At 41.1% G+C, this 23,369-nt stretch carries 22 protein-coding genes and 3 pseudogenes; 13 read left to right on the plus strand and 12 right to left on the minus strand.

Going from position 1 to position 23,369, the window contains the following annotated elements:
• Positions 1-43: 43 nt before the first annotated feature.
• The 4 genes from F542_RS05935 to sbcB form a co-directional block, all read right to left on the minus strand.
• On the minus strand, positions 44-862 hold the full coding sequence (locus F542_RS05935; protein ID WP_025267101.1) for a PHP domain-containing protein: 819 nt from the start codon (positions 860-862) through the stop codon (positions 44-46).
• Positions 859-1,452: a DNA glycosylase gene (locus F542_RS05940; RefSeq protein ID WP_025267102.1), complete on the minus strand. Its 594-nt coding sequence runs from the start codon at positions 1,450-1,452 to the stop codon at positions 859-861. The genes F542_RS05935 and F542_RS05940 overlap by 4 nt, the downstream gene beginning before the upstream one ends.
• A 31-nt stretch (positions 1,453-1,483) precedes the next feature.
• Positions 1,484-2,479 carry an SAM hydrolase/SAM-dependent halogenase family protein gene (locus F542_RS05945; protein WP_025267103.1) on the minus strand — a complete coding sequence of 332 codons (996 nt, stop codon included), beginning with the start codon at positions 2,477-2,479 and terminating at the stop codon, positions 1,484-1,486.
• Positions 2,480-2,601: 122 nt separating this feature from the next.
• Positions 2,602-4,158: an exodeoxyribonuclease I gene (gene sbcB / locus F542_RS05950; protein ID WP_015432411.1), complete on the minus strand. Its 1,557-nt coding sequence runs from the start codon at positions 4,156-4,158 to the stop codon at positions 2,602-2,604.
• A 128-nt stretch (positions 4,159-4,286) separates the two neighbouring features.
• On the opposite strand from sbcB, the gene lolB reads away from it, so the two are divergent.
• The 8 genes and pseudogenes from lolB (at position 4,287) to F542_RS05985 (ending at position 9,819) form a co-directional block, all read left to right on the plus strand.
• Positions 4,287-4,919 (plus strand): lipoprotein insertase outer membrane protein LolB, encoded by a 633-nt coding sequence (gene lolB / locus F542_RS05955; protein ID WP_025267104.1) that lies wholly within the window; start codon positions 4,287-4,289, stop codon positions 4,917-4,919.
• Positions 4,919-5,761: a 4-(cytidine 5'-diphospho)-2-C-methyl-D-erythritol kinase gene (gene ispE, locus F542_RS05960; RefSeq protein ID WP_015432409.1), complete on the plus strand. Its 843-nt coding sequence runs from the start codon at positions 4,919-4,921 to the stop codon at positions 5,759-5,761. The genes lolB and ispE overlap by 1 nt, the downstream gene beginning before the upstream one ends.
• 18 nt (positions 5,762-5,779) lie before the next feature.
• The gene (locus F542_RS05965) at positions 5,780-6,730 is read left to right on the plus strand and encodes a ribose-phosphate pyrophosphokinase (protein ID WP_025267105.1); all 951 of its coding nucleotides are present in this window, start codon (positions 5,780-5,782) and stop codon (positions 6,728-6,730) included.
• Positions 6,731-6,844: 114 nt separating this feature from the next.
• On the plus strand, positions 6,845-7,873 hold the full coding sequence (pyrD, locus tag F542_RS05970) for a quinone-dependent dihydroorotate dehydrogenase (protein ID WP_015432407.1): 1,029 nt from the start codon (positions 6,845-6,847) through the stop codon (positions 7,871-7,873).
• 6 nt (positions 7,874-7,879) lie between these two features.
• A pseudogene (locus F542_RS10890) lies at positions 7,880-8,200 on the plus strand (IS1595 family transposase); the annotation flags it as partial.
• A 102-nt stretch (positions 8,201-8,302) separates the two neighbouring features.
• Positions 8,303-8,989, plus strand: coding sequence for a hypothetical protein (locus F542_RS05980; RefSeq protein WP_231504922.1), 687 nt, complete (start codon positions 8,303-8,305; stop codon positions 8,987-8,989).
• Between the two features lie 13 nt (positions 8,990-9,002).
• Positions 9,003-9,119, plus strand: a pseudogene (locus F542_RS10895) (HI_0552 family protein); the annotation flags it as partial.
• A 48-nt stretch (positions 9,120-9,167) separates the two neighbouring features.
• A pseudogene (locus F542_RS05985) lies at positions 9,168-9,819 on the plus strand (IS1595 family transposase).
• Positions 9,820-9,912: 93 nt separating this feature from the next.
• On the opposite strand, the gene mukB reads toward F542_RS05985, so the two are convergent.
• The 8 genes from mukB to F542_RS11150 all read right to left on the minus strand — a co-directional run bounded on the left by mukB (position 9,913) and on the right by F542_RS11150 (position 19,556).
• Positions 9,913-14,373 carry a chromosome partition protein MukB gene (mukB, locus tag F542_RS05990; protein WP_015432403.1) on the minus strand — a complete coding sequence of 1,487 codons (4,461 nt, stop codon included), beginning with the start codon at positions 14,371-14,373 and terminating at the stop codon, positions 9,913-9,915.
• Positions 14,373-15,104: a chromosome partition protein MukE gene (mukE, locus tag F542_RS05995; protein ID WP_025267108.1), complete on the minus strand. Its 732-nt coding sequence runs from the start codon at positions 15,102-15,104 to the stop codon at positions 14,373-14,375. The genes mukB and mukE overlap by 1 nt, the downstream gene beginning before the upstream one ends.
• Before the next feature lie 73 nt (positions 15,105-15,177).
• A complete protein-coding gene (mukF, locus tag F542_RS06000; protein WP_025267109.1) occupies positions 15,178-16,512 on the minus strand; it encodes a chromosome partition protein MukF in 1,335 nt (444 codons plus the stop codon).
• Positions 16,513-16,627: 115 nt separating this feature from the next.
• Positions 16,628-17,533, minus strand: coding sequence for an ATP-grasp domain-containing protein (locus F542_RS06005; RefSeq protein WP_015432400.1), 906 nt, complete (start codon positions 17,531-17,533; stop codon positions 16,628-16,630).
• Positions 17,534-17,540: 7 nt separating this feature from the next.
• A complete protein-coding gene (mtgA, locus tag F542_RS06010; protein ID WP_015432399.1) occupies positions 17,541-18,326 on the minus strand; it encodes a monofunctional biosynthetic peptidoglycan transglycosylase in 786 nt (261 codons plus the stop codon).
• The gene (gene trpR, locus F542_RS06015) at positions 18,313-18,621 is read right to left on the minus strand and encodes a trp operon repressor (RefSeq protein ID WP_015432398.1); all 309 of its coding nucleotides are present in this window, start codon (positions 18,619-18,621) and stop codon (positions 18,313-18,315) included. Before trpR ends, mtgA begins: the two co-directional genes overlap by 14 nt.
• A gap of 91 nt (positions 18,622-18,712) precedes the next feature.
• Positions 18,713-19,360: an outer membrane lipoprotein chaperone LolA gene (gene lolA, locus F542_RS06020; protein ID WP_015432397.1), complete on the minus strand. Its 648-nt coding sequence runs from the start codon at positions 19,358-19,360 to the stop codon at positions 18,713-18,715.
• A 64-nt stretch (positions 19,361-19,424) separates the two neighbouring features.
• A complete protein-coding gene (locus F542_RS11150) occupies positions 19,425-19,556 on the minus strand; it encodes a hypothetical protein (RefSeq protein WP_015432396.1) in 132 nt (43 codons plus the stop codon).
• A gap of 73 nt (positions 19,557-19,629) precedes the next feature.
• Between F542_RS11150 and F542_RS06025 the strand changes: the two genes are divergently transcribed.
• The 5 genes from F542_RS06025 to F542_RS06045 all read left to right on the plus strand — a co-directional run bounded on the left by F542_RS06025 (position 19,630) and on the right by F542_RS06045 (position 23,326).
• On the plus strand, positions 19,630-20,199 hold the full coding sequence (locus tag F542_RS06025; RefSeq protein ID WP_015432395.1) for a DUF1439 domain-containing protein: 570 nt from the start codon (positions 19,630-19,632) through the stop codon (positions 20,197-20,199).
• Positions 20,200-20,297: 98 nt separating this feature from the next.
• Positions 20,298-20,507, plus strand: coding sequence for a cold shock domain-containing protein (locus tag F542_RS06030; protein WP_015432394.1), 210 nt, complete (start codon positions 20,298-20,300; stop codon positions 20,505-20,507).
• 84 nt (positions 20,508-20,591) lie between these two features.
• A complete protein-coding gene (gene can / locus F542_RS06035; protein ID WP_015432393.1) occupies positions 20,592-21,287 on the plus strand; it encodes a carbonate dehydratase in 696 nt (231 codons plus the stop codon).
• A 100-nt stretch (positions 21,288-21,387) separates the two neighbouring features.
• A complete protein-coding gene (locus tag F542_RS06040; protein WP_015432392.1) occupies positions 21,388-21,603 on the plus strand; it encodes a YejL family protein in 216 nt (71 codons plus the stop codon).
• A gap of 7 nt (positions 21,604-21,610) precedes the next feature.
• Positions 21,611-23,326 carry a DUF3413 domain-containing protein gene (locus F542_RS06045; RefSeq protein WP_015432391.1) on the plus strand — a complete coding sequence of 572 codons (1,716 nt, stop codon included), beginning with the start codon at positions 21,611-21,613 and terminating at the stop codon, positions 23,324-23,326.
• Positions 23,327-23,369: the final 43 nt, after the last annotated feature.

Here is a 23,369-nt window from a genome sequence, read left to right on the forward strand (position 1 = left end):
CAACAGCCGCTCAAGGCTGTGGGCATCCCAATTTATCTTGTCCTTAAAATAACTGCCAGATCGGTTTACAATTTTGGGGGAGCGTAAGCCCCTTACCTAATTCAATCCAGCCTGTCGGATAATGGAAATCAGAACCGCCTGAAGCATAGAGATCAAACTCTTCAGCCCAACGTGCTAAAAGGTGACGCTGATCTGGCGTTTGTGCCGCACCAGCCACCTCAATGCCGTCTCCGCCAGCCTGCTTAAATTCTGCAATTAAACGACGTACCCAACGCGCAGTGAGTTTATAGCGTAATGGATGAGCGACACAAATTACTCCCCCCGCTTGATGAGTAATATCTACCGCCTCTTGTAATGAACACCACACAGGTTTTACATAAGCCGGTTTTCCTATGCCTAAATAACGTTTAAATGCCTGTTCAATATTTTTAACATGGCCTTGTTCAAGCAGAAAACGACCATAATGGGCACGGGTCACTTCACCGCTGGCTAATTTCTTTGCCCCTTCATATGCATTTGGAATACCCGCTTTAGCCAGTTTTTCGCCAATTTGTATTGCGCGAGCTTCTCGCCAAATTTTTTGTTGTTCTAAAAGCTGATTTAGCGCAGCATGATGCTCATCAATATTCAATGCAGCAAGGTGAATACTTTTATTTTCCCATAAAATAGAGATCTCTACCCCACTGATAAAGCGAATAGCCTTATCTGCTGCAAAAGCTTTTGCTTCTGCAATTCCTCCCAGCGTATCGTGATCCGTTAATGCCAACATTTCAACTTGGTTATCCAACGCACGTTGTACTAACTCTGTCGGCGTAAGCATGCCGTCAGATGCAGTGCTATGGCTGTGTAAATCATAAATCATGCTAAAATTCCGCTTATTTCAAAAAAACGACGATATGCTTCGCATTTCTTCGCAAAACTTAGTGGATAAGCCCGAGAAGTAGAAGGCAAACGATATAAAAAGAGCTCTCGCTCAGCACAATAGGGAAAAGTAATAAATTCATTTGTTTTAGGCATTTTAATTTTATTTGGTAATAGCGATAACAGGGTATCAGTCGCTTTTTCGCCGGTGGTGAAAATCCATCGACAAGCAGGCAGCTTGGCTAAAACAGCCGTTAAATCAACAGGCTCAACAATACGTAAATGCTTATCTGCAGCATTTCCTTGCTCACGGATTGCGCTTTGCACTGTAGAACACAATGCAATCCCCTGAGAACGTAGAAATTGTTCGATTCTCAGAGGATCAAAGCGTTTCTCTCCTGGCACACAAAAATATGCCGGATCATTAAAAAAGAGTGCGCCGTAAATACGCCACATATCATTCTGAAAATTAGGATAGTGAAATTCCATACAACGCTTTTCGACCGTTGGCGGAAATGTTCCCATCATCATGACAGTCGCATGCTGTGGCAAAATAGCTGGAAATGGATGTTTTTCAATCAGTTTCATCATAATGAATCGGGGGCAATTATTGCCCCCTAAATTATTTAATTTCTGTCTTTTCGTTACTTTTCTCACTGTTTTTCTTTTCGCAGGATTTAATCGCAACCGACCATTCTGCTCCCGAGCCAATTTTGTATTTCTCGGAAAAGCTATCCATATTCAATGCAAAAGAGACATTCAGTAAGCTATTCAAATAGATAAGAGGTCTCCCCTCTTCTACATCGCCAAAACTATTTTTATACGGCATTGCGCCACTATAGCGAATACGTATACCATCATCGGTTTGCTCTCTAATTTCAACACACAACCGCTGATCTTTCTCAATACCAGCTTGAGTCAATAGTGTATCGCTAATATTTGTCCAAATATTGCCATATTGAATATCTAATACTGGAATATTCCCTTTTAACACACCTTCTTCTAAGGTTGGACGTTGATAATCAATCTCTACCACCTTTGGCTCAAGCTCTGCCCCAACTTCCTCAAAGCTAATCTGCCCTGAGGCTAATCTTGCTCCTGTGTAGGCATATACATCACGCCCATGGAAGGTATAGGATTTCTCAGAACCTTCAAGGCGGTTTTTGCTTTCGTCAATCTGGCGTACCGCCTCAATGCCTAAATGCTCAGCAACTAAAGTTAGCGTACCATTATCCGGTGTCACAAAATAATGTCCCGTTTTCGTTTTCAATACCACAGATTGACGATCTGTACCTACTCCGGGATCAACCACACTAACAAAGACTGTTCCTGGTTTCCAGTAGGTTGCCGTTTGATAGAGACGATAAGCGGCTTCCCAAATATTATATGGCGGAATTTCATGGGTAAGATCGAACATATTCAAATGACTATCTACCCCAAATGCAACGCCTTTCATCGCTGAAACGGCACCATCACGCAAACTAAAATCAGTTTGCATCACCAATGCCTGTTTTGCAGAATTTTCTGAAATTTCGACCGCTTGTGTTGTGTTTGCGATGGCATTCTCACCACCTAAAAAAGAAACGGCAACCAGTGCCGCTAAAATGGTTTTTCTCATATAAAACTCTTGTTAATTAATCTAACCAGCTTTCCCATATTATAAGCTTGGCAAACGATTGTCTATATGATTGAAGATTTTATTTCGGCCTAACTTTACTGATTGAACATTTTTAACTTAGCCTATGCTTTCACAGCTAATAGCTGATTCAGCATTTTAAGTTTAGCCGATTTATCTAACGCCTGCTCAGCAAGTGAATTCAATGCATTCACGATAGCTTGATTCTCATGACTTTCTTGCGAGGGAATGAGTTGCCCTTCCTGTGTAATTTGCACAGCATATTGCTCCAACTGTTCAAGTAACTGCAATTTTTCTGGGTTATCATGAAACGCTATCGCCAAGCGATGTAAAGCTTCGCTAAATGGTTTCGCTCGCAGCTCAAGCTGCTGATCGCAATATTTTTGCCAACGAACTTGTTCAGCACGATTTAAAGTATGTGGATAGTGTCTGGCACGATAGTGAAACAGCAATTTTTCCACACGAGGATCATTAAATTTCAATCCGTGATTTGCTAACTCTTCTGGCTTAAGTTGGCGCAAAATTGCCATATTGTTCTTATCTGCCGGTTCAAAAAAACCATCATACAATGAAGTTTCTACATTATCGCTTTCAGCAAAAACTCGCTCTTCATTAAAAATATCCAGTACCTTTTCTCGCACTAACCCTTTTTGTGCCTTAAGTTTTTGTAGATTTTCCAAGCACATTTGGCGATCGATACCTAAACGTGTTGCATTTTCTGGTAATAACGTTTTTGCAGGAGCAATAATGGGACATTTATTAATGTGCACTAATTTTAGTGGTACTGCTGTAAGCCCCTGCTCTTCTAACTCACTTTTTTTAGTATAGAGTCGTTGTTTTAATACTTCTGCCGGTTCATTTAACAAATCATCTATTTGGCCTGCAAGATCACACACAATAACAGCGTTTTGGTTAGTCGGATGCCAAGCCAAAGGCACTACCCACGCCGTATTGCCGCGATAATTCCCCAGCATTCCGGAAACATGAACTAAAGGCGTGAGTTCTGCAGTATCAATCATCGCTTCTATAGCTTTTTTACCGCGGTTTTTAAAAAAGAACTCAAATAATTTCGGTTGTTTTTGTTTGATTAATTTCGCCATCGCAATCGTGGCATACACATCTGCCATTGCATCATGTGCATTTTCATGTTCAATACCATTCGCTTTAGTTAAATTTTCTAGTTTAAAGCTCGGCATGCCCTCGTCATCATATGCCCATTCAATCCCCTCTGGGCGTAAGGCATAACACGCGCGTACCACATCTAATAGATCCCAACGCGAATTACCACTTTTCCAACTATATTCATAGGGGTCAAAAAAATTACGGAAGAAAGTATAACGCGTCATTTCATCGTCATAGCGAATATTGTTATACCCCATTATACAAGTATTTGGCTGACTAAATTCAGCGTGAATTTGCGCAGCAAATTCTGGCTCAGAGACCCCTTTTTCATTGCATATTTGGGGGGTAATGCCTGTCACCATCATGGCCTCAGGAGAAGGCAAATAATCTGCTGTTTGCTTGCAATAGATCATCATTGGCTCACCGATAATATTAAAATCCATATCGGTACGAATGCCGGCAAATTGTGCAGGGCGATCACTAGCAGGGTTTACCCCAAAACTTTCAAAATCATAGATAAAAAATGTCGCTTGGCTCATACTATTTATTCCAAAGAAAATCGCCAAGATTCTAACACATGCGGTCGAATTTGCAGGATTTTTTGCAAAATTGCTGAAAATAGTAATTTTCGCTATACTTTCACCACTTTCATTTTTTTCTTTTCATTATGAAAAAACTTCGTTTTTATTTATCTCTCTCGGCATTACTTATTTTAACTGGTTGTCAATCTGTGTTAGATGCTCCTACGCAAATTAAGCAGCCCTCAGTACAAATCCCGCATAATGATCTGCAATGGCAGCAACATTTAGCACAACTGCAAAAAATCAATAGCTACCAAGCACAAGGGCAATTGGGCTATATCTCGCCAGAAGAGCGATTTTCTTCTCACTTCAAGTGGCAGTACAAAACACCAACTAATTTTAGCCTGACGATGTCATCGAATCTTTCAAGTAAATCATTAACCTTTCAGCGTACTGCACAGGGAATGACGATCTCCGATGAAAAAGGGCGCTCCCGCACCGAACGCAATGTGAATGCGCTAATGGAAGAGATTATTGGAGTTTCATTTCCCATCGACCAATTTGCTTACTGGGTGAAGGGGCAACCTGAAGCCCACAGCCACTATGTAGTAAACGAAAAACGTCAATTGGCACAATTTGACTACCCTGTAAACGGTACAGTGTGGCAAGTTTCATTTGTGGAATATCATGAAGATAGCCAACCAAACTTGCCAAAACTGATCAATCTTATTAATGGTAAACAAACCTTGAAAATTCGTATTGATAATTGGGTGTACTAATGCGTAAATACTGTTTCCCCAGTCCAGCAAAATTAAATCTCTTTTTGTATATTACAGGCAAACTGCCTAATGGTTATCACGAATTGCAAACCCTTTTTCAATTTTTAGATTTTGGCGATGAAATCGAAATTGAAATCACAGCACAGTCTGAGATCAAACTACTCAATGCTGTTGAGGGAGTCGCAACCGAAGAAAACTTAATTTATCGCGCAGCAAAACTATTGCAAAAACAGACCGCTTGTTCGCAAGGAGCCAAAATTGCAGTAAACAAAAAATTGCCAATGGGAGCGGGTTTAGGTGGTGGTTCATCAAACGCAGCTACGGTTTTAGTCGCGTTAAACCATTTATGGCAAACCCAGTTATCCTTGGAACAATTAGCGGAACTAGGCTTAAGCTTAGGTGCAGATGTGCCTATCTTTGTGCACGGTTTCGCTGCTTTTGCCGAAGGTGTTGGTGAAAAATTAACCCCCTGCAAAATTCCGGAAAAATGGTATTTGGTACTCAAACCCGATGTTGCAATTTCTACCGCTGCTATTTTTTCCCATCCGGATCTACCACGTAATACACCCAAGCGCACTTTAACGGTGCTTTTACAGTCACCTTGGTTAAACGATTGCGAAAAAATTGTAAAAGATCTTTATCCAGAGGTTGATGAATGTCTATCTTGGTTGATAAAATATGCCCCAGCCCGATTGACAGGCACAGGTGCCTGTGTTTTCGCCGAATTCGACTGTAAAGATGATGCTCTTGCTGCGTTCCAAGCAATGCCTTCTGATTACCAAGGTTTTGTTGCCCAAGGACAAAACATTTCGCCTTTACATCAAACTCTCAATTTCTATTAATTTACGAGGTCCCTTCCAATGCCAGATATTAAACTTTTCGCCGGCAATGCGACGCCAGAATTAGCTAAACGTATTGCTGAACGTCTTTACATTTCTTTAAGTGATGCCACTGTGGGACGTTTTAGTGATGGCGAAATTCAAGTCCAAATGAATGAAAACGTGCGTGGTTCTGATGTATTTATCGTGCAATCTACCTGCGCCCCAACTAATGATAATTTAATGGAGTTAGTTGTGATGGTAGATGCATTACGCCGAGCTTCTGCAGGTCGTATCACCGCTGTTATCCCTTACTTCGGTTATGCTCGCCAAGATCGTCGTGTACGTTCTGCTCGTGTGCCTATTACTGCAAAAGTGGTAGCAGACTTCCTCTCTAGTGTTGGTGTAGATCGTGTATTGACTTGTGATTTACACGCAGAACAAATTCAAGGTTTCTTTGACGTACCAGTAGATAACGTCTTCGGTTCGCCAGTTTTACTTGATGATATTTTGAAAAAAACCGATTTAGTGAACCCTATCGTTGTTTCACCTGATATCGGCGGTGTAGTACGTGCACGAGCAATTGCGAAATTATTAAATGATGCCGACATGGCAATTATTGATAAACGCCGTCCGAAAGCAAATGTCGCGCAAGTGATGCATATTATTGGTGATGTTGCAGATCGTGATTGTATCTTAGTTGATGATATGATCGATACTGGTGGCACGTTAGTCAAAGCGGCTGAAGCATTAAAAGAACGTGGTGCACGCCGTGTATTTGCTTATGCAACTCACGCGGTATTCTCTGGCTCTGCCGCAAAAAACTTAGCAAATGAAGCCTTAGATGAGGTGATCATCACCGACACTATTCCACTTTCTGCGGAAATCCGCGCATTAAATAAAGTGCGCCAATTAACTTTATCTGGCATGCTAGCGGAAGCGATTCGCCGTATCAGTAACGAAGAATCCATTTCAGCCATGTTTAGCCACTAACATTCATTTAGCCCAATCTATTGATTGGGCTTTTTATTGTTTTAAAAGTCTATGATCATGCAGATTAGATGACGAAATCTAACAAGCGGTGATTTTTCTCGGAAAATTTACAACATGTACTGTTTAATTCGTAAAGCCCTATTCTCAATGGATGCAGAAAACGCTCACCATTTCAGCATTCGAGCCCTCAGCTTACTTGGTAAGCTGCCTTTATCCCCTCTGCCTAACCTACCCGACCATCCTGTTGAAGTGATGGGATTAACATTTAAAAATCCTATCGGTTTAGCCGCAGGTGCGGATAAAAATGGCGAAGCGATTGATGGCTTTGCCAAGCTCGGTTTTGGTTTTATTGAAGTAGGTACGGTAACACCCAAAGCCCAAGATGGCAATCCACGCCCACGCCAATTTCGCCTTTTAGATGCAGAAGGAATTATTAACCGCAACGGCTTTAATAATTTAGGTGTAGATGTACTGGTTGAAAACGTTAAAAAAGCCAAATTTGATGGCATTTTAGGGATCAATATCGGCAAAAATGCCGTGACACCGATTGAAAACAGCTTTGATGATTACCAAACCTGTTTACGCAAAGTTTATCCCTATGCAAGTTATATTACGGTAAATATCTCATCGCCAAACACAAAAAACTTACGAACCTTACAATATGGCGAAGCATTAGATGATCTCCTTGCTCGGCTTAAAACAGAACAAAAAAATCTTGCTGAGACCTACCAAACCTATAAACCTCTTGTACTAAAGATCGCCCCTGATCTAACAGAAAGTGAAATCATTGCTGTCGCAGATAGCCTTATACGGCATCAGATTGATGGCGTTATTGCTGGCAATACCACACTAGCCAGAGATATGGTAAAAGGGCAACCTTGTGCACAGGAACAAGGTGGACTAAGCGGTAAGCCATTACACCAATTAAGCACGCAAACCTTAGCTCGCCTTAATATGGAGTTAAAAGGGCGTATCCCTATTATTGGTAGCGGCGGGATCCATTCCGTACAATCCGGACAAGAGAAAATTGCCGCCGGCGCAAGTTTATTACAACTCTACTCTGCCATGGTTTACCAAGGCCCTAAATTAATTCATGATTTAGTGCGAAACATTAAGCTTGGGGCTGTCCTAGATAACGACTAAAACTTCCTTTTGCCGATTATTCGGGAAAAAGTGAAGCCGGACAGCATTGTTTACACCGATTTTTATCGAAGCTATGATGTGCTTGATGTGAGCGAATTTAATCATTTTCGCATCAACCACAGCACGCACTTCGTTGAAAATCAAAATCACATTAACGGAATTGAGAATTTTCGGAGCCAAGCAAAACGTCATTTGCGTAAATTTAACGGCATTCCCAAAGCCCATTTTGAGCTGTATTTGAAGGAATGCGAATGGCGTTTTAATCACAGTGACTTGAAATCTCAAATTTCCTTTTTAAAACAATTAGTTAAGAGAAGTTTAGGTTAGTTATCTAGGACAGCCCCAAAAATTTTTACAAATTCAACCGCTTGCTATTTCGCAAATATAATGCTTAACTAACTCAAGTTACACGATAAACAAGAGGAATTTATGATGAAATTGCTTCATAAAATACTGTTATTAGTCAGTTTGTTTCTTGTTGCCTGTACATCAACGAAAGATCATAGAACTGTGCGATTTTATGATGAAAAAATTCTTGCCGCAGGTGTGGTGGAGAATAAGTTAATTGTTATTGGGCAAACGTATTCTTATGCGTTTGAAGGGAAAGAGAATATTGATGCTTTTTCAACTATTGTGAGTTTTGAGAAAGTTTATAGAAAAAGGCTTACAGATCACTATCCTGAAATTTGGCTAAAGAAGAAAGATAAGCACGCAAAACCTGTGGTGACTTTTGTTTATCGGGGTATCATGCCTGCAAATAAACTATCGAACACAGAAAGACAGCAATTACTCTCGGCAGAGAAAATTCAAGATCAAGCACCATTTCGTATCGGGCGTGAAAACAATGAACCTTCAGATGCGTTATATGCTTGGGGAATATTAGATGGCGGGCAAGTAATTTCGATCAGTAATCGAGAGGAAATCTTGCAGAAATTCAAATTTAGCCAACCGTTTAAAATTGCTCAAGCCAAGCAAGATATGTGGTTTCAGACTAAGTCATCCACGAGCGTAGGGGATGCTATGGATATTGTTGTAGAAGAACCTGCTTCAATTATTTTTCTTCCGTTTGTCGCAATAGGTCAATTACCATTATTGCTGTGGGCATTGGGGAATTAAATAAGGAGATTTTATGCTTACCTCGCAATCTTGCAGCCCGTTTGATATACCATTTTTCCAATTTTCTCAAATGAAAAAATATTGCCCTGAGGATATTCCTCGTATTAAGGCTGAGTATAAAAAAACATGGGGCTGTCCTAGATAACGACTAAAACTCCATTTAGGTTAAGATAACCTAATGAGAAAAAGTCGTCTAAGTCAGTACAAACAACATAAGCTCATCGAGCTGTTTGTCGCAGGCGTAACTGCTCTAACAGCGTCTGAGTTGGTGAATGTAAACAAAACCACCGTAGCCTATTACTTTCACCGTTTGCGATTACTCATCTATCAACATAGCTCCCATTTGGAAATGCTTGAGGGCCAAATTGAAGCGGACGAAAGCTATTTCGGCGGTGCTCGCAAAGGTAAACGAAGGTCGTGGTGCAGCAGGTAAAACCTCCGTGTTTGGGCTTTTAAAGCGTGACGGCAAGGTTTATACCGTTGTCGTACCGAACATGCAATCTGCCACACTTTTGCCGATAATTCGAGAGAAAGTGAAACCGGACAGCATTGTTTACACAGATTTCTATCGAAGCTATGATGTGCTTGATGTGAGCGAATTTAATCATTTTCGCATCAACCACAGCACGCACTTCGTTGAAAATCAAAATCACATTAACGGAATTGAGAATTTTCGGAGCCAAGCAAAACGTCATTTGCGTAAATTTAACGGCATTCCCAAAGCCCATTTTGAGCTGTATTTGAAGGAATGTGAATGGCGTTTTAATCACAGTGACTTAAAATCTCAAATTTCCTTTTTAAAACAATTAGTTAAGAGGAGTTTGAGCTAGTTATCTAGGACAGCCCCTTAAGCTTTAATGTACTTTGCCGGCAGTATGCCAATCATCAAAAAAAGAGAGAATTTTCATTCTCTCTTTTAGCGATTACTGACCAAAGCCTTTCAATCCAACTACATGTACGTACTCTTGATTATGGCTAATCTTACGTACCAATTTGTAAGTTGTGCCTCGTTCTGGGCTAATATTTTCTGGTGCGGCAATTAACAATTGCATATCTAAACGTTCACAGAGTTCAAATAACGTGTTAATTGAAGTAGCATCTAAACGGGCGGCTTCATCAAGGAATAATAGACGAGCAGGTAGAAGATCTTTAGCACGTAAACGGCGAGATTCTTCCTCCCAACTTTGTACGACCATCAATAAGATAGACATCCCCGTACCAATCGCCTCACCAGTGGAAAGTGCACTACTCTCTGCTCGCATCCAACCATCAGCCCCTCTAAACGTTTCCACTTCTAGATCTAAATAATTACGATAATCCAGTAACTCTTCACCGATAGTTTGTGGTGTACGTTGTCCCATCTCAATATGTGGATTTACACGTTTATATAGCATGGCAAGCGCTTCCGAGAAGCTAAGTTTTTGGTTTTCAAACAGATCAGTATGTTGCTCTCGTTCGCTCGATAATGCATTCAATAAAATCGCGTGGGTTTCACGAATATTTACGACCAAACGTACACCTTTTACCTGACCAAAAGCAATATTTTGCAAGCCTTGGTTCAATTGCAGAATACGATTTTGCTCACGCTGAATGGTTTTACGCAAAATGTTTGCCACACTTTCACTGCTGATCGCCAATTTTTTCTCACGGCTAGTCAGCTCATTGGTTAAACGAGAGAGTTCAATCTCCATCTGCTCAATCGCATCAATCGGATCATCAGTTTTGATAATGTCTTGGCGAATACGTTCACGTAAATGCTGATAAACCGAAATAAAGAATGCGACTTTATTTTCAGGCTTACGGCTGTCTTCTGACGCTCGCAAGCTATCACGCAGGTATTCATTATCCGCCACCGCTTGGCGCAACGCCCCCAATGCTTTATCCGAAATAGAACGCAACTCATCACTTGATTGATAAGCGAGTTCACGGCGATTTAAGCGTTTTTCCACATCGCTGTTGCGAGAGAGTTTTTGCACTAAACACCAGCTTGCTTTTGCCTGCACCACAATCTCACGTTGGGTATGATAATCTCGTTCTGCTTTACGTACTGTACGATTGAGGTTATCCATTTCTGCTTCAATCACCGCAAGTTGTTTATCTAAATAACCTTTGCGAGTACGTAATTGGCTTAAACGTTGATAGCTTTCTTCTTTTCGATTTTCTGCTCGTTCAAGCGCAGAGGTATCATTATTACGAATGCCATATTCGTCCATTTCACGCAACAACTCTTGCCACATCTGATTTTTTGCATCAAATGCACTTTTTAATGAGGTCAACACCTGCATATATTGGCTATATTGTGTTTGCGCTTGGCGAAGCTGTTCACGGCTTTGTTCACGTTCTCGTTGAGCATTTTCTAAACGTTGGCGAAGTTGTTCTGTAAGCGCAGAACCTTCTGTCCCAAGCGTTTCCTGGTAACTGAAATGTAAACGGCGATTGTTCACATCAGCTAAAGCGAATACTTTCTGATTGAGTAATTTTTGGTGTTCAACCGAGCGTTTGTAATCATTTTCAAGCTGTTCAAATTGCGTTGGATCACTCTTTAACGCTACTGCAATCGGCTCTAGCTGGCTTAAATAGTTGCCAAATTGGCGGATATATTGCTCATCTTCTTGAGCTTCCAATAATTGCTCACGACAAGCTTCTACCCGTTCAACTAAACTATCGTCCGCTAATAATCCAATTTGCGGAATAATTTTATTTAAAAGCTGTAACAGACCTTTAGTGTTCTCTAATTGATGACGAAGTTGGCTTTCTTGCCCTTGTGCTTGATTTAATTCTCGATCCAATTCAACCCGTTTTTGTGCAATTTCTTGCATAGCACTTTCCGGATCAGGCTGGAAGGCAAGAGCCAAATGCGTCCCCACAAATTGGCTTAAATGTTGGTGTAACCGTTGGCATTTTTGTACCTCAAAGGCTCGTTCTGCGTGCTGCTCCGCGGTTTCATCACGCTCAATTTTCAGTTTTTCCAACTGTTTCTCACGAGAAGCGCGACCAAATACCGCAAATTCAGCGAATTTAGAATAACGCCATTGACGATCAGAAAGCTGCACAACCACCCCGTCACCCAGTTCTTCGCTGGCAAATACATTATCATCAAAGGCATTTGGATCACCTTCGATCAAATAGAGATTATCAGGGCAATCATCAAGCTGTGAAAGCTGAGCTTTAACCGCTTCTAAATCTCGCACCACAATAGCTTGACGAGCTTCGGCATACAGTGCAGAGAAATAAGGCGCATCTTCAAGCGATACATCATCATACAATTCAGATAGCAACACACCGCCAAATTTTTCAGCAATATGATTTAAACGCACATCTTCTGAACCGTCTGGCTGGCTCAAACGCGAAATTTGTTCCTCTAACAGCTGTTCACGGCGAGCTAATTCATCTCGTTCAAGTGTCATTTCCCTTTCACGGCTAAGCGTATTCTGCATAAATTGCATCACAGCTTGACTATTTTCGAAGGTTTCATGACATTGCTCTTGTAAACGGTTTAATGCAGACTGTGCGGTATGCCACGCAGGCGCATTGCTCGCAAGCTGCTGATATTGTTGGTTAAGTTGTTCTCGTTGTTGGCGCTGGCTTGAACGATGCTCGACTAGCTCCGCCAATTCACTTTCTAAATCTTCAAGGCGTGCTTGCTGCTCATCAAAGAAGTTTTCTAGCTCATCAGTTGTCTCAAGCTGCATTTGCGCTTTTTGATTGAATTCAGCTAATAAACGTTCTGCACTCTGTTGCAATTGCAAGCGTTGCTCTAATTCAGCAAGTTTTTGGCGAAGCCCTACCGCTTGTTGCGCTTGTGCTTTTTGGTTGGAGAATTCAGCCAGTAAATCTCGAGCCATTTCCCATGCGTGCAAGCGGTCAATTTCTCCCGAAATTTTGCAAACTAATTCATACGCTTTATCAAACTGCGTTTTCGACATTTCCGATACGGATAGACGCTGCTCTAAATCAAACACCTGATCGGTAATTTCATCAAGTTGCGCACTAAATTCAGCGTGGTAATCTTCAATATTATTCAGATCCAAATTCGGCAAACCACAAAGCTGTTTTGCTTTTTCCAATGCCGCAACCGCCTGCTGATATTGCAAGCCTCGAGTTTGTTGCGCATCCAAAGCTTGTTGATAATCTGCCATTTGGCTCCGCAACTCTTCCACAACATCTTCTGCTTCATCCGCTCGTCCTTGCAATGTTTCCACTTTTCCGGCAATCTCTTCCACTGCCATCTGTTGCTCTTCAATTTTGCCTTGCAATTCTTCAACTTCATCTTGATAACGTTCCACTTTTTCTTGATGACGAACCGCATTTTGCACCAAATTGAGATGATCGGACGCACTATTATATTCCGTCTCTAAGCCGCCTTCTGCTTCACTTAATTCCGCTACTTCACGACTAAATTCAACCAAGCGTTGCTGCTCAAGAGTTAATTTAGATTGCGCCTGATACCACTCTTGGCGTTTTTCTAGCGCATTTTGTACATTGCCACGGCGTTCGTTGGCATGTCGCATATAGTCAGCAGAAACATAGTTCGTGGATTCGGTAATCAACTTTTTAAACATATCACGATCGGACTGCGTAACCTTAATCGCCTCCAGAGTCATTCGGTTTTCACGCAGTGCCGATTCCATATCTTGGAATGCTTGGCGAACGCCTGTATTTTCCGGCAATAAGTAATCACGTAGCGATTTCGTAATCACGCTGGATATGCCGCCGTAAAGAGAGGCTTCAATCAGTTTGTAGAATTTGGCGCGATCTGACGATGAACGCAACCGTTTCGGGATCACCCCCAGATCAAACATAAATGAGTGGTAATCGGTGATAGAGTGATATTGTTTAAACAGTACTTCACTCTCATCAAATTTTTCTTTCAACTCATTTAGAGGAAGCACACGAGCCTTTTCCCCCAGCTGTTCTGTAAATACGCTGATAACACTTTGATTTTGCTCAATGTTTTGTAAAGAGAATGAACGAATATCAACTTTTTTATCTCTCCCTGCAATTTGCTGTAAACGCACACCGGTCAAAATACGCTGAGCACGGGAGTTTTCGCTCTCTAACACCGCATAACAAACACCTGCTTTCAGCTTACCGTATAAGCCTTTATCTCGACTGCTCGAGGTTGAACCCGCTTCTGTTGTATTACGGAAATTGAGCAAAGTTAAATCAGGAATAAGCGCGGTAACAAAGCCTGCCATTGTGGTTGATTTACCTGCGCCGTTACCACCAGAAAGCGTGGTAACTAATTCATCTAAATCAAAAGTACGAGCAAAAAAGCCGTTCCAGTTAATCAATGTCAGAGAACGGAATTTACCTCGCACAACACTGTCTTGACGGACAAGCGGTGCGATTATTTCATTATTTTGCAAAGTTTGACTTTCCATTAGGCTTCCTCATTCTCCAATTCATCTTGTTCATTTTCTTCACTGTTTGCAGAATTTTCTGCTAATTCAAGCGCTTGTTGGCTTAATAATTCTGGCGTGGTCGCTTCCCCATCGCGGATTAAACGCAATTGCGCCTCTCGAGGATCATCACCTGTACGTACGTCCGCGCCAAAGCGAAATACCGATTCTGAAATAATAAACTTCTTACTGTTTTGCTCTCCAACACGAGTGACAATACCAATACGTGCTAAACGGCGTAATGCCCCGCCCACTCTTTCCTGTAATTTGGCTTTATCCAAATCCGAACCAGTTGAACGAGGATTAATCGCTTTGAGCAGTTTGCTTTCATCAGCAAGATTAAGCAGTTCATCATAAACATCGTCATAGCTGAAAATCCCTTGTTGAGCAAGGCGTTCTGGGCTGAGATAGAGATAGCACAATACTTTGCCCACTAACATTTCCATTTCCGACATTGCGCTGCGTGCAATCAGTGTTGTAGCTTTCGGACGCAAATAAAAGAAACCTTCTGGAGCACGAATGAGTTCCACGTGATAACGACGGTAAAACTGCTCTAGTTCAGCTTGAAAATCCATTAAAAAGGCGTGTTCGTCCAAATGCTCGAGGCTAATATGCCGACCTGCACGCAATTGACTATCTAGGCTAGGAAAAATCGGATTGGCAATCGCTTGTGCCAATTTGGTTGAAATAAAATCTTGGATACTTTCTGTCATTTTATTTTCTCGAGTAAGGTGCAACATATTGCCCCGTGCTTAAAGATGATGGCGCAACAATAGCACCCTATAATTATTTATATTGGTCAATTACATTGGCCTGCACTTCTGCGCCAGTTTGGTTAATTGTCTGCCATTCTGGATAAACTGCTTGGCTATCAAGACTTGCCATACCTAACTTAACCGCTTGATCAACAATAATTCTTGCCACATCAAAATGACGACTCTCAGGGTAAAGCGCCAGTTGCTCACGCAAAATCAAACCTAAATCAATCGGTTTACCCTGCTCTCGGAATGGGGCTAAATGCGCCTGCATAATTGCCTCGATCTGCTCTTGTACTTGGCTCATTGATTCATATTCCAGTTCACTTGGCAGTTCACCCACTGCTTCCGCCTCGTTTAACTCGCTTTCATCATCGCGCAAATCTAATAAGCTTTCCGCTTTCGCCATATAAAGCAGCCATGGATTATCAAAATAACCTTGAATCGATTGACGCAAGCGTTGCCCAAATACCCGATTTTTGTCCATATCAATCGCGGTACGAATAAATTTATGCACATGACGATCGTAGCCGATCCAAAGGTCAATCGCTTGCTGCCCCCAACTGATAATACGGTCAAGTTTATTCTGCAAATTAACCACTAGCTGATCGACAAAATCCAAATCTAAATTTTGCTCTGCAATTAAGCAGCTTTGAATACGAAGTAACTGCGCTTGAAGTTTATCTCCTGCAGCATTGAGCGTATCTTGTAACTCTCGCAGATTGCCTGACGTTTCATCTAACAGTTGCTGGCAGGTTTCAATTGCTTCAAACCAATTTTGACTAAGGAGTGCGGCGATTCTTTCTCTAATTTGTTGCTGGTTTTCATCCATCATTCGTTGGGAAAGATCAATGCTGTCGAAAATTTCAGCCACCGAGTATTTCAAGGGCGCAAAAACCTGATTGCGCCAGAAACGTTCATCTCCACCTTCTTCTGCTGAAGTCGATGCACGCTGAATTTCATCTGCAACAATAGAAAGTTGAATAGAGAGGCGTAAAGAAGAAAATTCACGTTGGCGAATATAGTAATCAGATACGCCCACACCAAGTGGTGTTAGACGGTAAATGGCTAGACCTTCGGTAAATTCACTGGAAAAGCGGTTAAGAAAACGCTGTTTGACTAAATCATTGATCGCATTATTAGCGCGTTGAGCAAGAGTTGCTTCAGATTGTTCAAAGGCTTTAGAGATATGCCGAAATAGATCCTGCAGATCACTTTCGAGCAATTCACCATCCGTTCTTTCATTATTATATAGCGAAATTGCTAATAAAAATGCTAAACGTTCTGTGCTCAGCGAAAGGGAAAATTCACGTTCTTTCGTCCAATCAATTAATTCTGGCAACGTTTGTGCCAATTCGTTATACATCATGCAATCTATCTTAGGCGTTTCAAAAATAGGGCGTATTGTAACCTAGGCTCTGCCGACAATTCAAATGAATTGGTACTATCGCTTAAAAATGGCATAAGCAAGCGCTTGATTTTCAGGATTTTTTTGCCAGTAGAGAGGCTATCATTTTACCTGCTATATCTACCCCACTCACTTTTTCAATCATCTCCAATCCTGGTGAAGCATTCACCTCAAGCACCATTACACCATGTTTCGCGCGAATTAAATCAACCCCAGCAACATCTAGCCCTATGACATTCGCAGCCTTGATCGCGAGAGCTTGTTCCTCCACAGATAATTTTATTGCTCTAGCACGACCACCTTGGTGAATATTAGCGCGAAAATCACCATTCTGTCCTATACGTTGCATTGCAGCTACCACCTCTCCACCTACCACAAAAGCCCGAATATCATGTCCTTGAGCCTCATGAATAAATGCTTGAGCGAGACTAGCCACTTTGCTTGCAATTAACGTATCGAATAAACTCTGAGCAGATTTTTCGCCTTCAGCCAACATTACACCTACACCTTGAGAGCCGATAAGCGTTTTAATCACCATTGGTGCTGGTAATTGTACGCTAAGATCCGCGCCTTTTAATAAATCTCCCGCAATCAAACTATCTGGTACAGCAATGCCTGCACTGGCCAAGGTTTGCAGACTCAGCCATTTATCCCGTGCCATAGCAAACGCATTTGCGCGATTGAGGCAAGCAATCTGCTGTCGCTCAAAATGTAATAAAACGCGGCAACCTTGCTCGGTACTTGAGCTGCCAAAACGCCCTATAACCCCTACATATTCAGCAATTGGCTGCGGTACTTCACGTATTTTTTGAAAAGGTTCACAAGTTTGATAGTAGGCTTGCAGACGCCCTTGGGTAATTTTTAGCAGAAAACGATTCGGATCAAGAATATCCATCGCATATCCCGCTTTTTCAGCCGCTTGTGTTAATCGCTGACAACTATACAGGCGAGGTTCTCGGCAAAGTTGTAATAATCGCATTATCTTCCTACAATTTATTTAAATACTGCCTTCCACCAAGATTTTGCACTTGGCGTATAATCCATTGCTGTCGGTGAGTCATCGTTTTACTCGGTGTTTTCACGCGATAAATCAACGGATTTGGCAATGAAGCGGCTAGCAAAGCACTTTCTTGCAGTGTTAATTTACTCGCCGATTTTTTAAAGTAGTGCTGTGCTGCAGCCTCTACACCAAAAATACCCGTCCCAAATTCTGCAATATTGAGGTAAATTTCAAGTACCCGTTTTTTACTCCAGATGCTTTCCGCTAGTAAGGTTAATGGCACTTCTAGCCCTTTACGCACCCAGCTTGTACCATGCCATAAATAGAGATTTTTTACCGTTTGCTGACTAATAGTAGAAGCGCCCATCGCTTTTTTATCCGTTCTGGCATTGCGTTTTAGCGCTTGCTGGATCGCATAAAGATCGAGGCCAAAATGACTATCAAATTTCTGGTCTTCCGCTGCAATTGCTGCCATTTGCATCTGCCACGAGATTTTATCTAAACTTACCCACTGATAGTGAAGGTGGTATGGCTGTGCTTGCCAGAGACTTTCTATTTTTTTCTGTGCCATATAGGCTGAAAACGGCACAGGAACGACTGAAAAAATCAGCGTGAGAGAAAGATAAAAAGCCGCAATCGGTAACCCGACTCGGCTAAAGAAAAACCAGATCCATTCTTTCAAGGAAGATAAGGGTTCCGGTAAGAAAAAACGTAGCATCGTTCCCAACCAAGAACGGCGTTTTGCCTTTCTTTTTGTTTTACGCTTTGCCATTCAATTTATCGCTTACCCAGCTTAAAATTTCTGGTTCAACTGTTTTCAGCATATTTGAACCACGTGTTATCGTTGCAGCACTGGTGTTTAGCCTCTGTTGAATTTCTCGCTGTGAATGTTGGTTATTCAACAATTCACGCGTAATTTGCACCCGAAGCCCGAGAGAAGTGCGTTCATCAGCGGTTAATAACATGGCAAGTAACGCTTCCGTTTTATTTTCATGTACCGCTTGGGTGAGCAAACTAATAAATTGTTGCCACTCTTGCGGATCACGTTGATTAAAAAGTGCTTTCATAGTGATTTATGCTTAAAATCCTAAAAGCACAAGCGGTCAAAAACACAACATAATTTACAAAATTATGTAAAAATGAGACCGCTTGTTGCTGTTATTTCTTGGCTTTCTTACTTTTGCCATTACGTTGGTCGTCTAGCTCTGCCCCTTTTGGCAGATTAAATTTAAATAGATCATTTGCCACATTTGCAGTTGAAATATTACGCAACACATATAAATTACTTTGTCCATCCCGTTCAATCGTGCTAAACCCTTTTAACAAGCCATTATTGTCGATTCGTATATCAAATTGTTTGATACTACTCTTTTTCGATTTCGGTTTAAGCACAAAGCTGTCCATACTCTGTGTCACATCATATTGATCCCAATGATTTTTTTCATTACTGGTGAGCAACACAAAAGGCGTATCGTTTACCGCATCTTTCACCCAACTCGCAGTTGCTTGTGACACAAAAGGGTCAAAGAACCATAGTGTTTGACCATCAGAGACAATCAAATTTTCCTGTGGGCTTTGGGTATCCATACGGAATAAATTTGGGCGTTTTACATAAAATTTGCCTTTCCCCTTCTGAATCTCTTTCCCTTTATTTGAGCGCACAGTTTGGTCAAAATCTGCACTGTATTGACTGGCAAGTTCTAAACGTTTTTGTAGCTCAGCTACCGCGGCTGCATCAGCAAAAGCCAATTGCGTTGCACAAAGCAAACTAACCCCAAGCAGTGATTTTTTCATTAACTGTTTCATCTTGTTATGCATTCCTATGTATAAATGAGATACTCGCCTTTGACAGCACTTAACTTAAAAGTTCTTAAAAACGGAATCCCGTACCAATACCAAAGCCCATTCCAACTCCATTTGAGCCGCCACCTGCACTCACATTACCGCCAACGCTACAAGCCACTAACGATAATGCGAGCACACAAAAAATCAGTTTTTTCATTTCTAATTCCTTAAAATCAAACTATTATTGTGCCATCGTATGATTTAGCCATTTTACTGAAAAGGAGATATTTATGAAAGCGTTATCCCGCATAACCTTGTTCTGCTTACTGCTACTTGCACCCAATTTACATGCTTCACTGCTCAGTATTAGTGAAAAAGAAATTAATCAATATCTCGCTACCCATCTTACTGAAAAAGTGCCATTGCAAGATAAAGTCGGTGTACCCGGCTTGTTTCAGTTAAATTATCATTTACATAATTTGAGCACTCAAATTGGACAAAATGCTGCTCAACGTGTAGAACTGACAGGCATCATTGACAGCCAACTGACTGCTCGTGGCAAAAAATATGCGATTCAACTACAGCTAAATCTTGATACTGTGCCTTATTATCAAGCAGAAGAAGGGGCGATTTACTTAAAGGATGTGCGCCTATTAAGTTGGCATGCAGATCACGATAAATATCGTCATGAATTGCAAATGTTTCTACCTTTTCTTGCCGATGGTATTGCCCATGTTTTAAATAACACGCCTGTTTATACTCTTGATGAAAACAAAACCAAAGAAGCATTAATCAAAAAATTCGGTAAAGCGATTGTGGTGGAAAAAGGAGCATTACGTTTAGAAACACAAATCTTCTAAATTTTGTGATCTGCTTCGAAATTTTTGATTTTGCTAGTTGAGCCAATTTTGTTTTACTCTAAGATATGGTGACTTACATAGCAAATCAGGAGAAGAGAATGGAGCAAGCGTGTGTCAAATGGTTTAATAATGCTAAAGGCTTTGGTTTTGTAACCTGTGACAGTTTTGATGGTGATATTTTTGTTCATTTTAGTGCGATAGAAGGTGAAGGCTACCGTACACTGAAAATGGGGCAAAAAGTACAAATTGAGTTTGTAGATAGTGATAAAGGAGCAAGCGTAACCAAACTTATTATCCTTCCTGAATAAACAATGCCCCGTAAGGGGCATCATTTTTCATCCTCATCTATTTCTGTTAGAATCCCCCGCCGTTGAAATTCAGAGAAATAATAAATGAAAAAAATTGAACGTTTGTTTGCCAATAATCATGCCTGGGCAACCCAGATGAAAGATGAGCAATCCGATTTTTTCAAGCAGCTCGCTGAACACCAGAACCCTACTTATTTATGGATTGGCTGTTCCGATAGTCGTGTACCTGCAGAAAAGCTAACAGGCCTAGAGCCGGGGGAATTATTTGTCCATCGTAATGTTGCGAATTTGGTTATTCATACTGATCTTAATTGCTTATCCGTTGTGCAATATGCGGTCGATGTACTAGATATTGAACATATTATTATTTGCGGACATACCAATTGCGGCGGAATTAAAGCTGCAATTGGCACAAAAGATCACGGGTTAATTAGTAACTGGCTATTACACATTCGGGATCTGCTATTTAAACATAGCCATCTTATCGGTAAAATACCAAGTGAACGTCGTGCCGATATGTTGGCACGATTAAATGTCGCAGAACAAGTCTATAACCTCGGACGTTCGTCCATCGTAAAATCAGCTTGGGAGCGAGGGAAAACGCTCTCTCTACATGGTTGGGTTTATGATGTAAATGATGGTTTCTTACATGATCAGGGTGTTATCGCCACTAGCCGAGAAAGCCTTGAAATAACATACCGCAATGCCATTGCAAAACTGATGACAGAAGCCGATGAAATTGCTACTCAAATCGAACAAGCAAAAAACGAGCAACTTTAACCACCATACTTTCACTATTTTGCAAATTTTTGTGCAAAAACCACCGCTTGCATGGTGGTTTTGTGCTAGTATGACGACTCAATTTTTATGGAAAATACATATGGCTATCAAATCAAAATACCAAGACGTACAACTAGATGCGCTAGTGAATGATCTCATTATCGCCTTAGAAAAACACAAAGCTCCTGCGGATCTCTCTTTAATGGCACTGGGTAACCTTGTCACTAATATTTTAAAAAACAATTTTCAAACCGAGGCTCAACGTCACGTAGTTGCGGACAGTTTTGCCTCTGCATTAAAAAATTCATTGAAATAAAGCATCTATGTTAAACCGCCTGCACCAGCTATTGCCAGAAAACTCACGCCAATACCGCGAGGAAATCTCACAACGCATTACTTGGGGGCATTGGTTTGCGCTGTTTAACATTATCATTGCTTTAATTATTGCCAGTCGTTATGCATTCAATAGTGACTGGCCAAATACTTTAGCGGGTAAACTCTACTTTTTTGTAAGCTTATTTGGCCACTTCAGCTTTGTAGTCTTTGCAATCTATCTTTTATTGCTTTTTCCACTCAGTTTTGTGATTAAAAATAGCAAAACTTATCGTTCTATTTCGGTATTAATCGCAACAGTAGGAATGGCATTTTTGTTGTTAGACACTGAGGTTTTCAAGCGTTTCTTTTTGCATTTATCGCCATTAGTTTGGGATTTATTAATTAACCCAGATGAAGCCGAGCTTTCTCGCAAATGGCAATTGCTTTTCGTGCCAATGCCTCTCATTTTTTTGGCTGAAATGTTATTCTCCCGCTGGTCTTGGCAAAAATTGCGTAGCTTAAGTCGCCAACGTTGGGGCAAATATGTTGCGCTATTTTTCTTAAGCTGTTTCAGTGCTACTCACCTGTTATACGCTAGTGCAGATTTGATGCTTTATCGCCCTATTACGGCACAAAAAGCGAATTATCCGCTTTCCTATCCAATGACTGCGCGTAGTTTTCTTGAACGACACAACTTACTTGATCGTGTCAGCTTTGAACAGAAACTCGAAGAGCAAGGTCGTCCAGATACGTTCTACCTCAACTATCCGCGCCATACATTACGCTACCAAAATGTACCTGCGCCAATAAATCTCTTATTTATTAATCTCTCTGGTCTGTCGAATGAGGCTATTCAAACAGCGCAAATGCCTCATCTGTCAAATATTGCAGCAAAATCACGTCGTTTTATGCAACATTACAGCAGCGGTGATAATATTACTGCGAGTATTGCTGGCCTATTTTATGGTATTAGCGGGCGATATGTTGATGCTATTTTGAATGAACAGGAGCCTTCTGCGCTAGTGACAAGCTTAGAAAAAGCGCATTATCAATTTGGTTTATTTTCACACAATGGTTTTGCTGAGCCTATCTATCAACGTGCTTTATTTAAAGATTTTTCTCTCCCTCAAACCCAAGGTAATCAGCAAAGTATTGCGCAGTGGCAACAGTGGCTAGAAAATCGCGCTGAGCAGCCTTTCTTTAGCTATTTAGAATTAGATGCGCTGGTGCCATTACCAACATTAGATAATCAAATTGCACAAATTTGGCAAGCATTAGAGCAACACTCTCTGCTCTCTCGTACTTTAGTAGTCATTACCGCGGATCTCGCGAGCTTTGAAAGCTTACCGAATATGTTTGATAAAAAACGTATCCAAGTTCCTATGCTCATGTATTGGCAAGGCGAAGCGAGCCGCTATACGGCAATGACTAGCCATTTAGATATCCTTCCAACCATTCTCAGACAATTCTTTGGCGTGAGCTCACCAATCAGTGACTATTCACAAGGGATTGATCTCACTCAGCCGAATGAGCGTAAATGGCTACTTAGCTCAAACTATAAACGGAATGTGGCAATTATGCCGGATGGCGAACAATTCCATGTTGATGCAAAAGGTGATTTTGAGCATTACGATCAAAATGGTGAGAAACTTCAAGGATCACGACCACCATTAGCGCTATTCTTGCAATTAATTCAACACAGTAATCAATTCATCGAAAAATAATTTGTAAATTTTATTGCGAAATGGAGCGCTTGTATCAAGCAGA

The organism is Bibersteinia trehalosi USDA-ARS-USMARC-188 (assembly GCF_000521725.1).
GTDB classification, from domain to species: Bacteria; Pseudomonadota; Gammaproteobacteria; order Enterobacterales; family Pasteurellaceae; genus Bibersteinia; species Bibersteinia trehalosi.

Excerpts from the sequence above, each read along its gene's own strand:
- can (WP_015432393.1), top strand. The coding sequence starts at position 20,592 with ATGAAAAAAATTGAACGTTTGTTTGCCAATAATCATGCCTGGGCAACC.
- F542_RS06045 (WP_015432391.1), top strand. The coding sequence starts at position 21,611 with ATGTTAAACCGCCTGCACCAGCTATTGCCAGAAAACTCACGCCAATAC.
- pyrD (WP_015432407.1), top strand. The coding sequence starts at position 6,845 with ATGTACTGTTTAATTCGTAAAGCCCTATTCTCAATGGATGCAGAAAAC.
- lolA (WP_015432397.1), bottom strand. The coding sequence starts at position 19,360 with ATGAAACAGTTAATGAAAAAATCACTGCTTGGGGTTAGTTTGCTTTGT.
- F542_RS05965 (WP_025267105.1), top strand. The coding sequence starts at position 5,780 with ATGCCAGATATTAAACTTTTCGCCGGCAATGCGACGCCAGAATTAGCT.
- F542_RS05945 (WP_025267103.1), bottom strand. The coding sequence starts at position 2,479 with ATGAGAAAAACCATTTTAGCGGCACTGGTTGCCGTTTCTTTTTTAGGT.
- F542_RS06030 (WP_015432394.1), top strand. The coding sequence starts at position 20,298 with ATGGAGCAAGCGTGTGTCAAATGGTTTAATAATGCTAAAGGCTTTGGT.
- F542_RS06025 (WP_015432395.1), top strand. The coding sequence starts at position 19,630 with ATGAAAGCGTTATCCCGCATAACCTTGTTCTGCTTACTGCTACTTGCA.
- mukE (WP_025267108.1), bottom strand. The coding sequence starts at position 15,104 with ATGACAGAAAGTATCCAAGATTTTATTTCAACCAAATTGGCACAAGCG.
- sbcB (WP_015432411.1), bottom strand. The coding sequence starts at position 4,158 with ATGAGCCAAGCGACATTTTTTATCTATGATTTTGAAAGTTTTGGGGTA.
- F542_RS11150 (WP_015432396.1), bottom strand. The coding sequence starts at position 19,556 with ATGAAAAAACTGATTTTTTGTGTGCTCGCATTATCGTTAGTGGCTTGT.
- mukF (WP_025267109.1), bottom strand. The coding sequence starts at position 16,512 with ATGTATAACGAATTGGCACAAACGTTGCCAGAATTAATTGATTGGACG.
- F542_RS05980 (WP_231504922.1), top strand. The coding sequence starts at position 8,303 with ATGATGAAATTGCTTCATAAAATACTGTTATTAGTCAGTTTGTTTCTT.
- F542_RS06005 (WP_015432400.1), bottom strand. The coding sequence starts at position 17,533 with ATGCGATTATTACAACTTTGCCGAGAACCTCGCCTGTATAGTTGTCAG.
- F542_RS06040 (WP_015432392.1), top strand. The coding sequence starts at position 21,388 with ATGGCTATCAAATCAAAATACCAAGACGTACAACTAGATGCGCTAGTG.
- mukB (WP_015432403.1), bottom strand. The coding sequence starts at position 14,373 with ATGGAAAGTCAAACTTTGCAAAATAATGAAATAATCGCACCGCTTGTC.
- mtgA (WP_015432399.1), bottom strand. The coding sequence starts at position 18,326 with ATGGCAAAGCGTAAAACAAAAAGAAAGGCAAAACGCCGTTCTTGGTTG.
- F542_RS05935 (WP_025267101.1), bottom strand. The coding sequence starts at position 862 with ATGATTTATGATTTACACAGCCATAGCACTGCATCTGACGGCATGCTT.
- trpR (WP_015432398.1), bottom strand. The coding sequence starts at position 18,621 with ATGAAAGCACTTTTTAATCAACGTGATCCGCAAGAGTGGCAACAATTT.
- lolB (WP_025267104.1), top strand. The coding sequence starts at position 4,287 with ATGAAAAAACTTCGTTTTTATTTATCTCTCTCGGCATTACTTATTTTA.
- ispE (WP_015432409.1), top strand. The coding sequence starts at position 4,919 with ATGCGTAAATACTGTTTCCCCAGTCCAGCAAAATTAAATCTCTTTTTG.
- F542_RS05940 (WP_025267102.1), bottom strand. The coding sequence starts at position 1,452 with ATGATGAAACTGATTGAAAAACATCCATTTCCAGCTATTTTGCCACAG.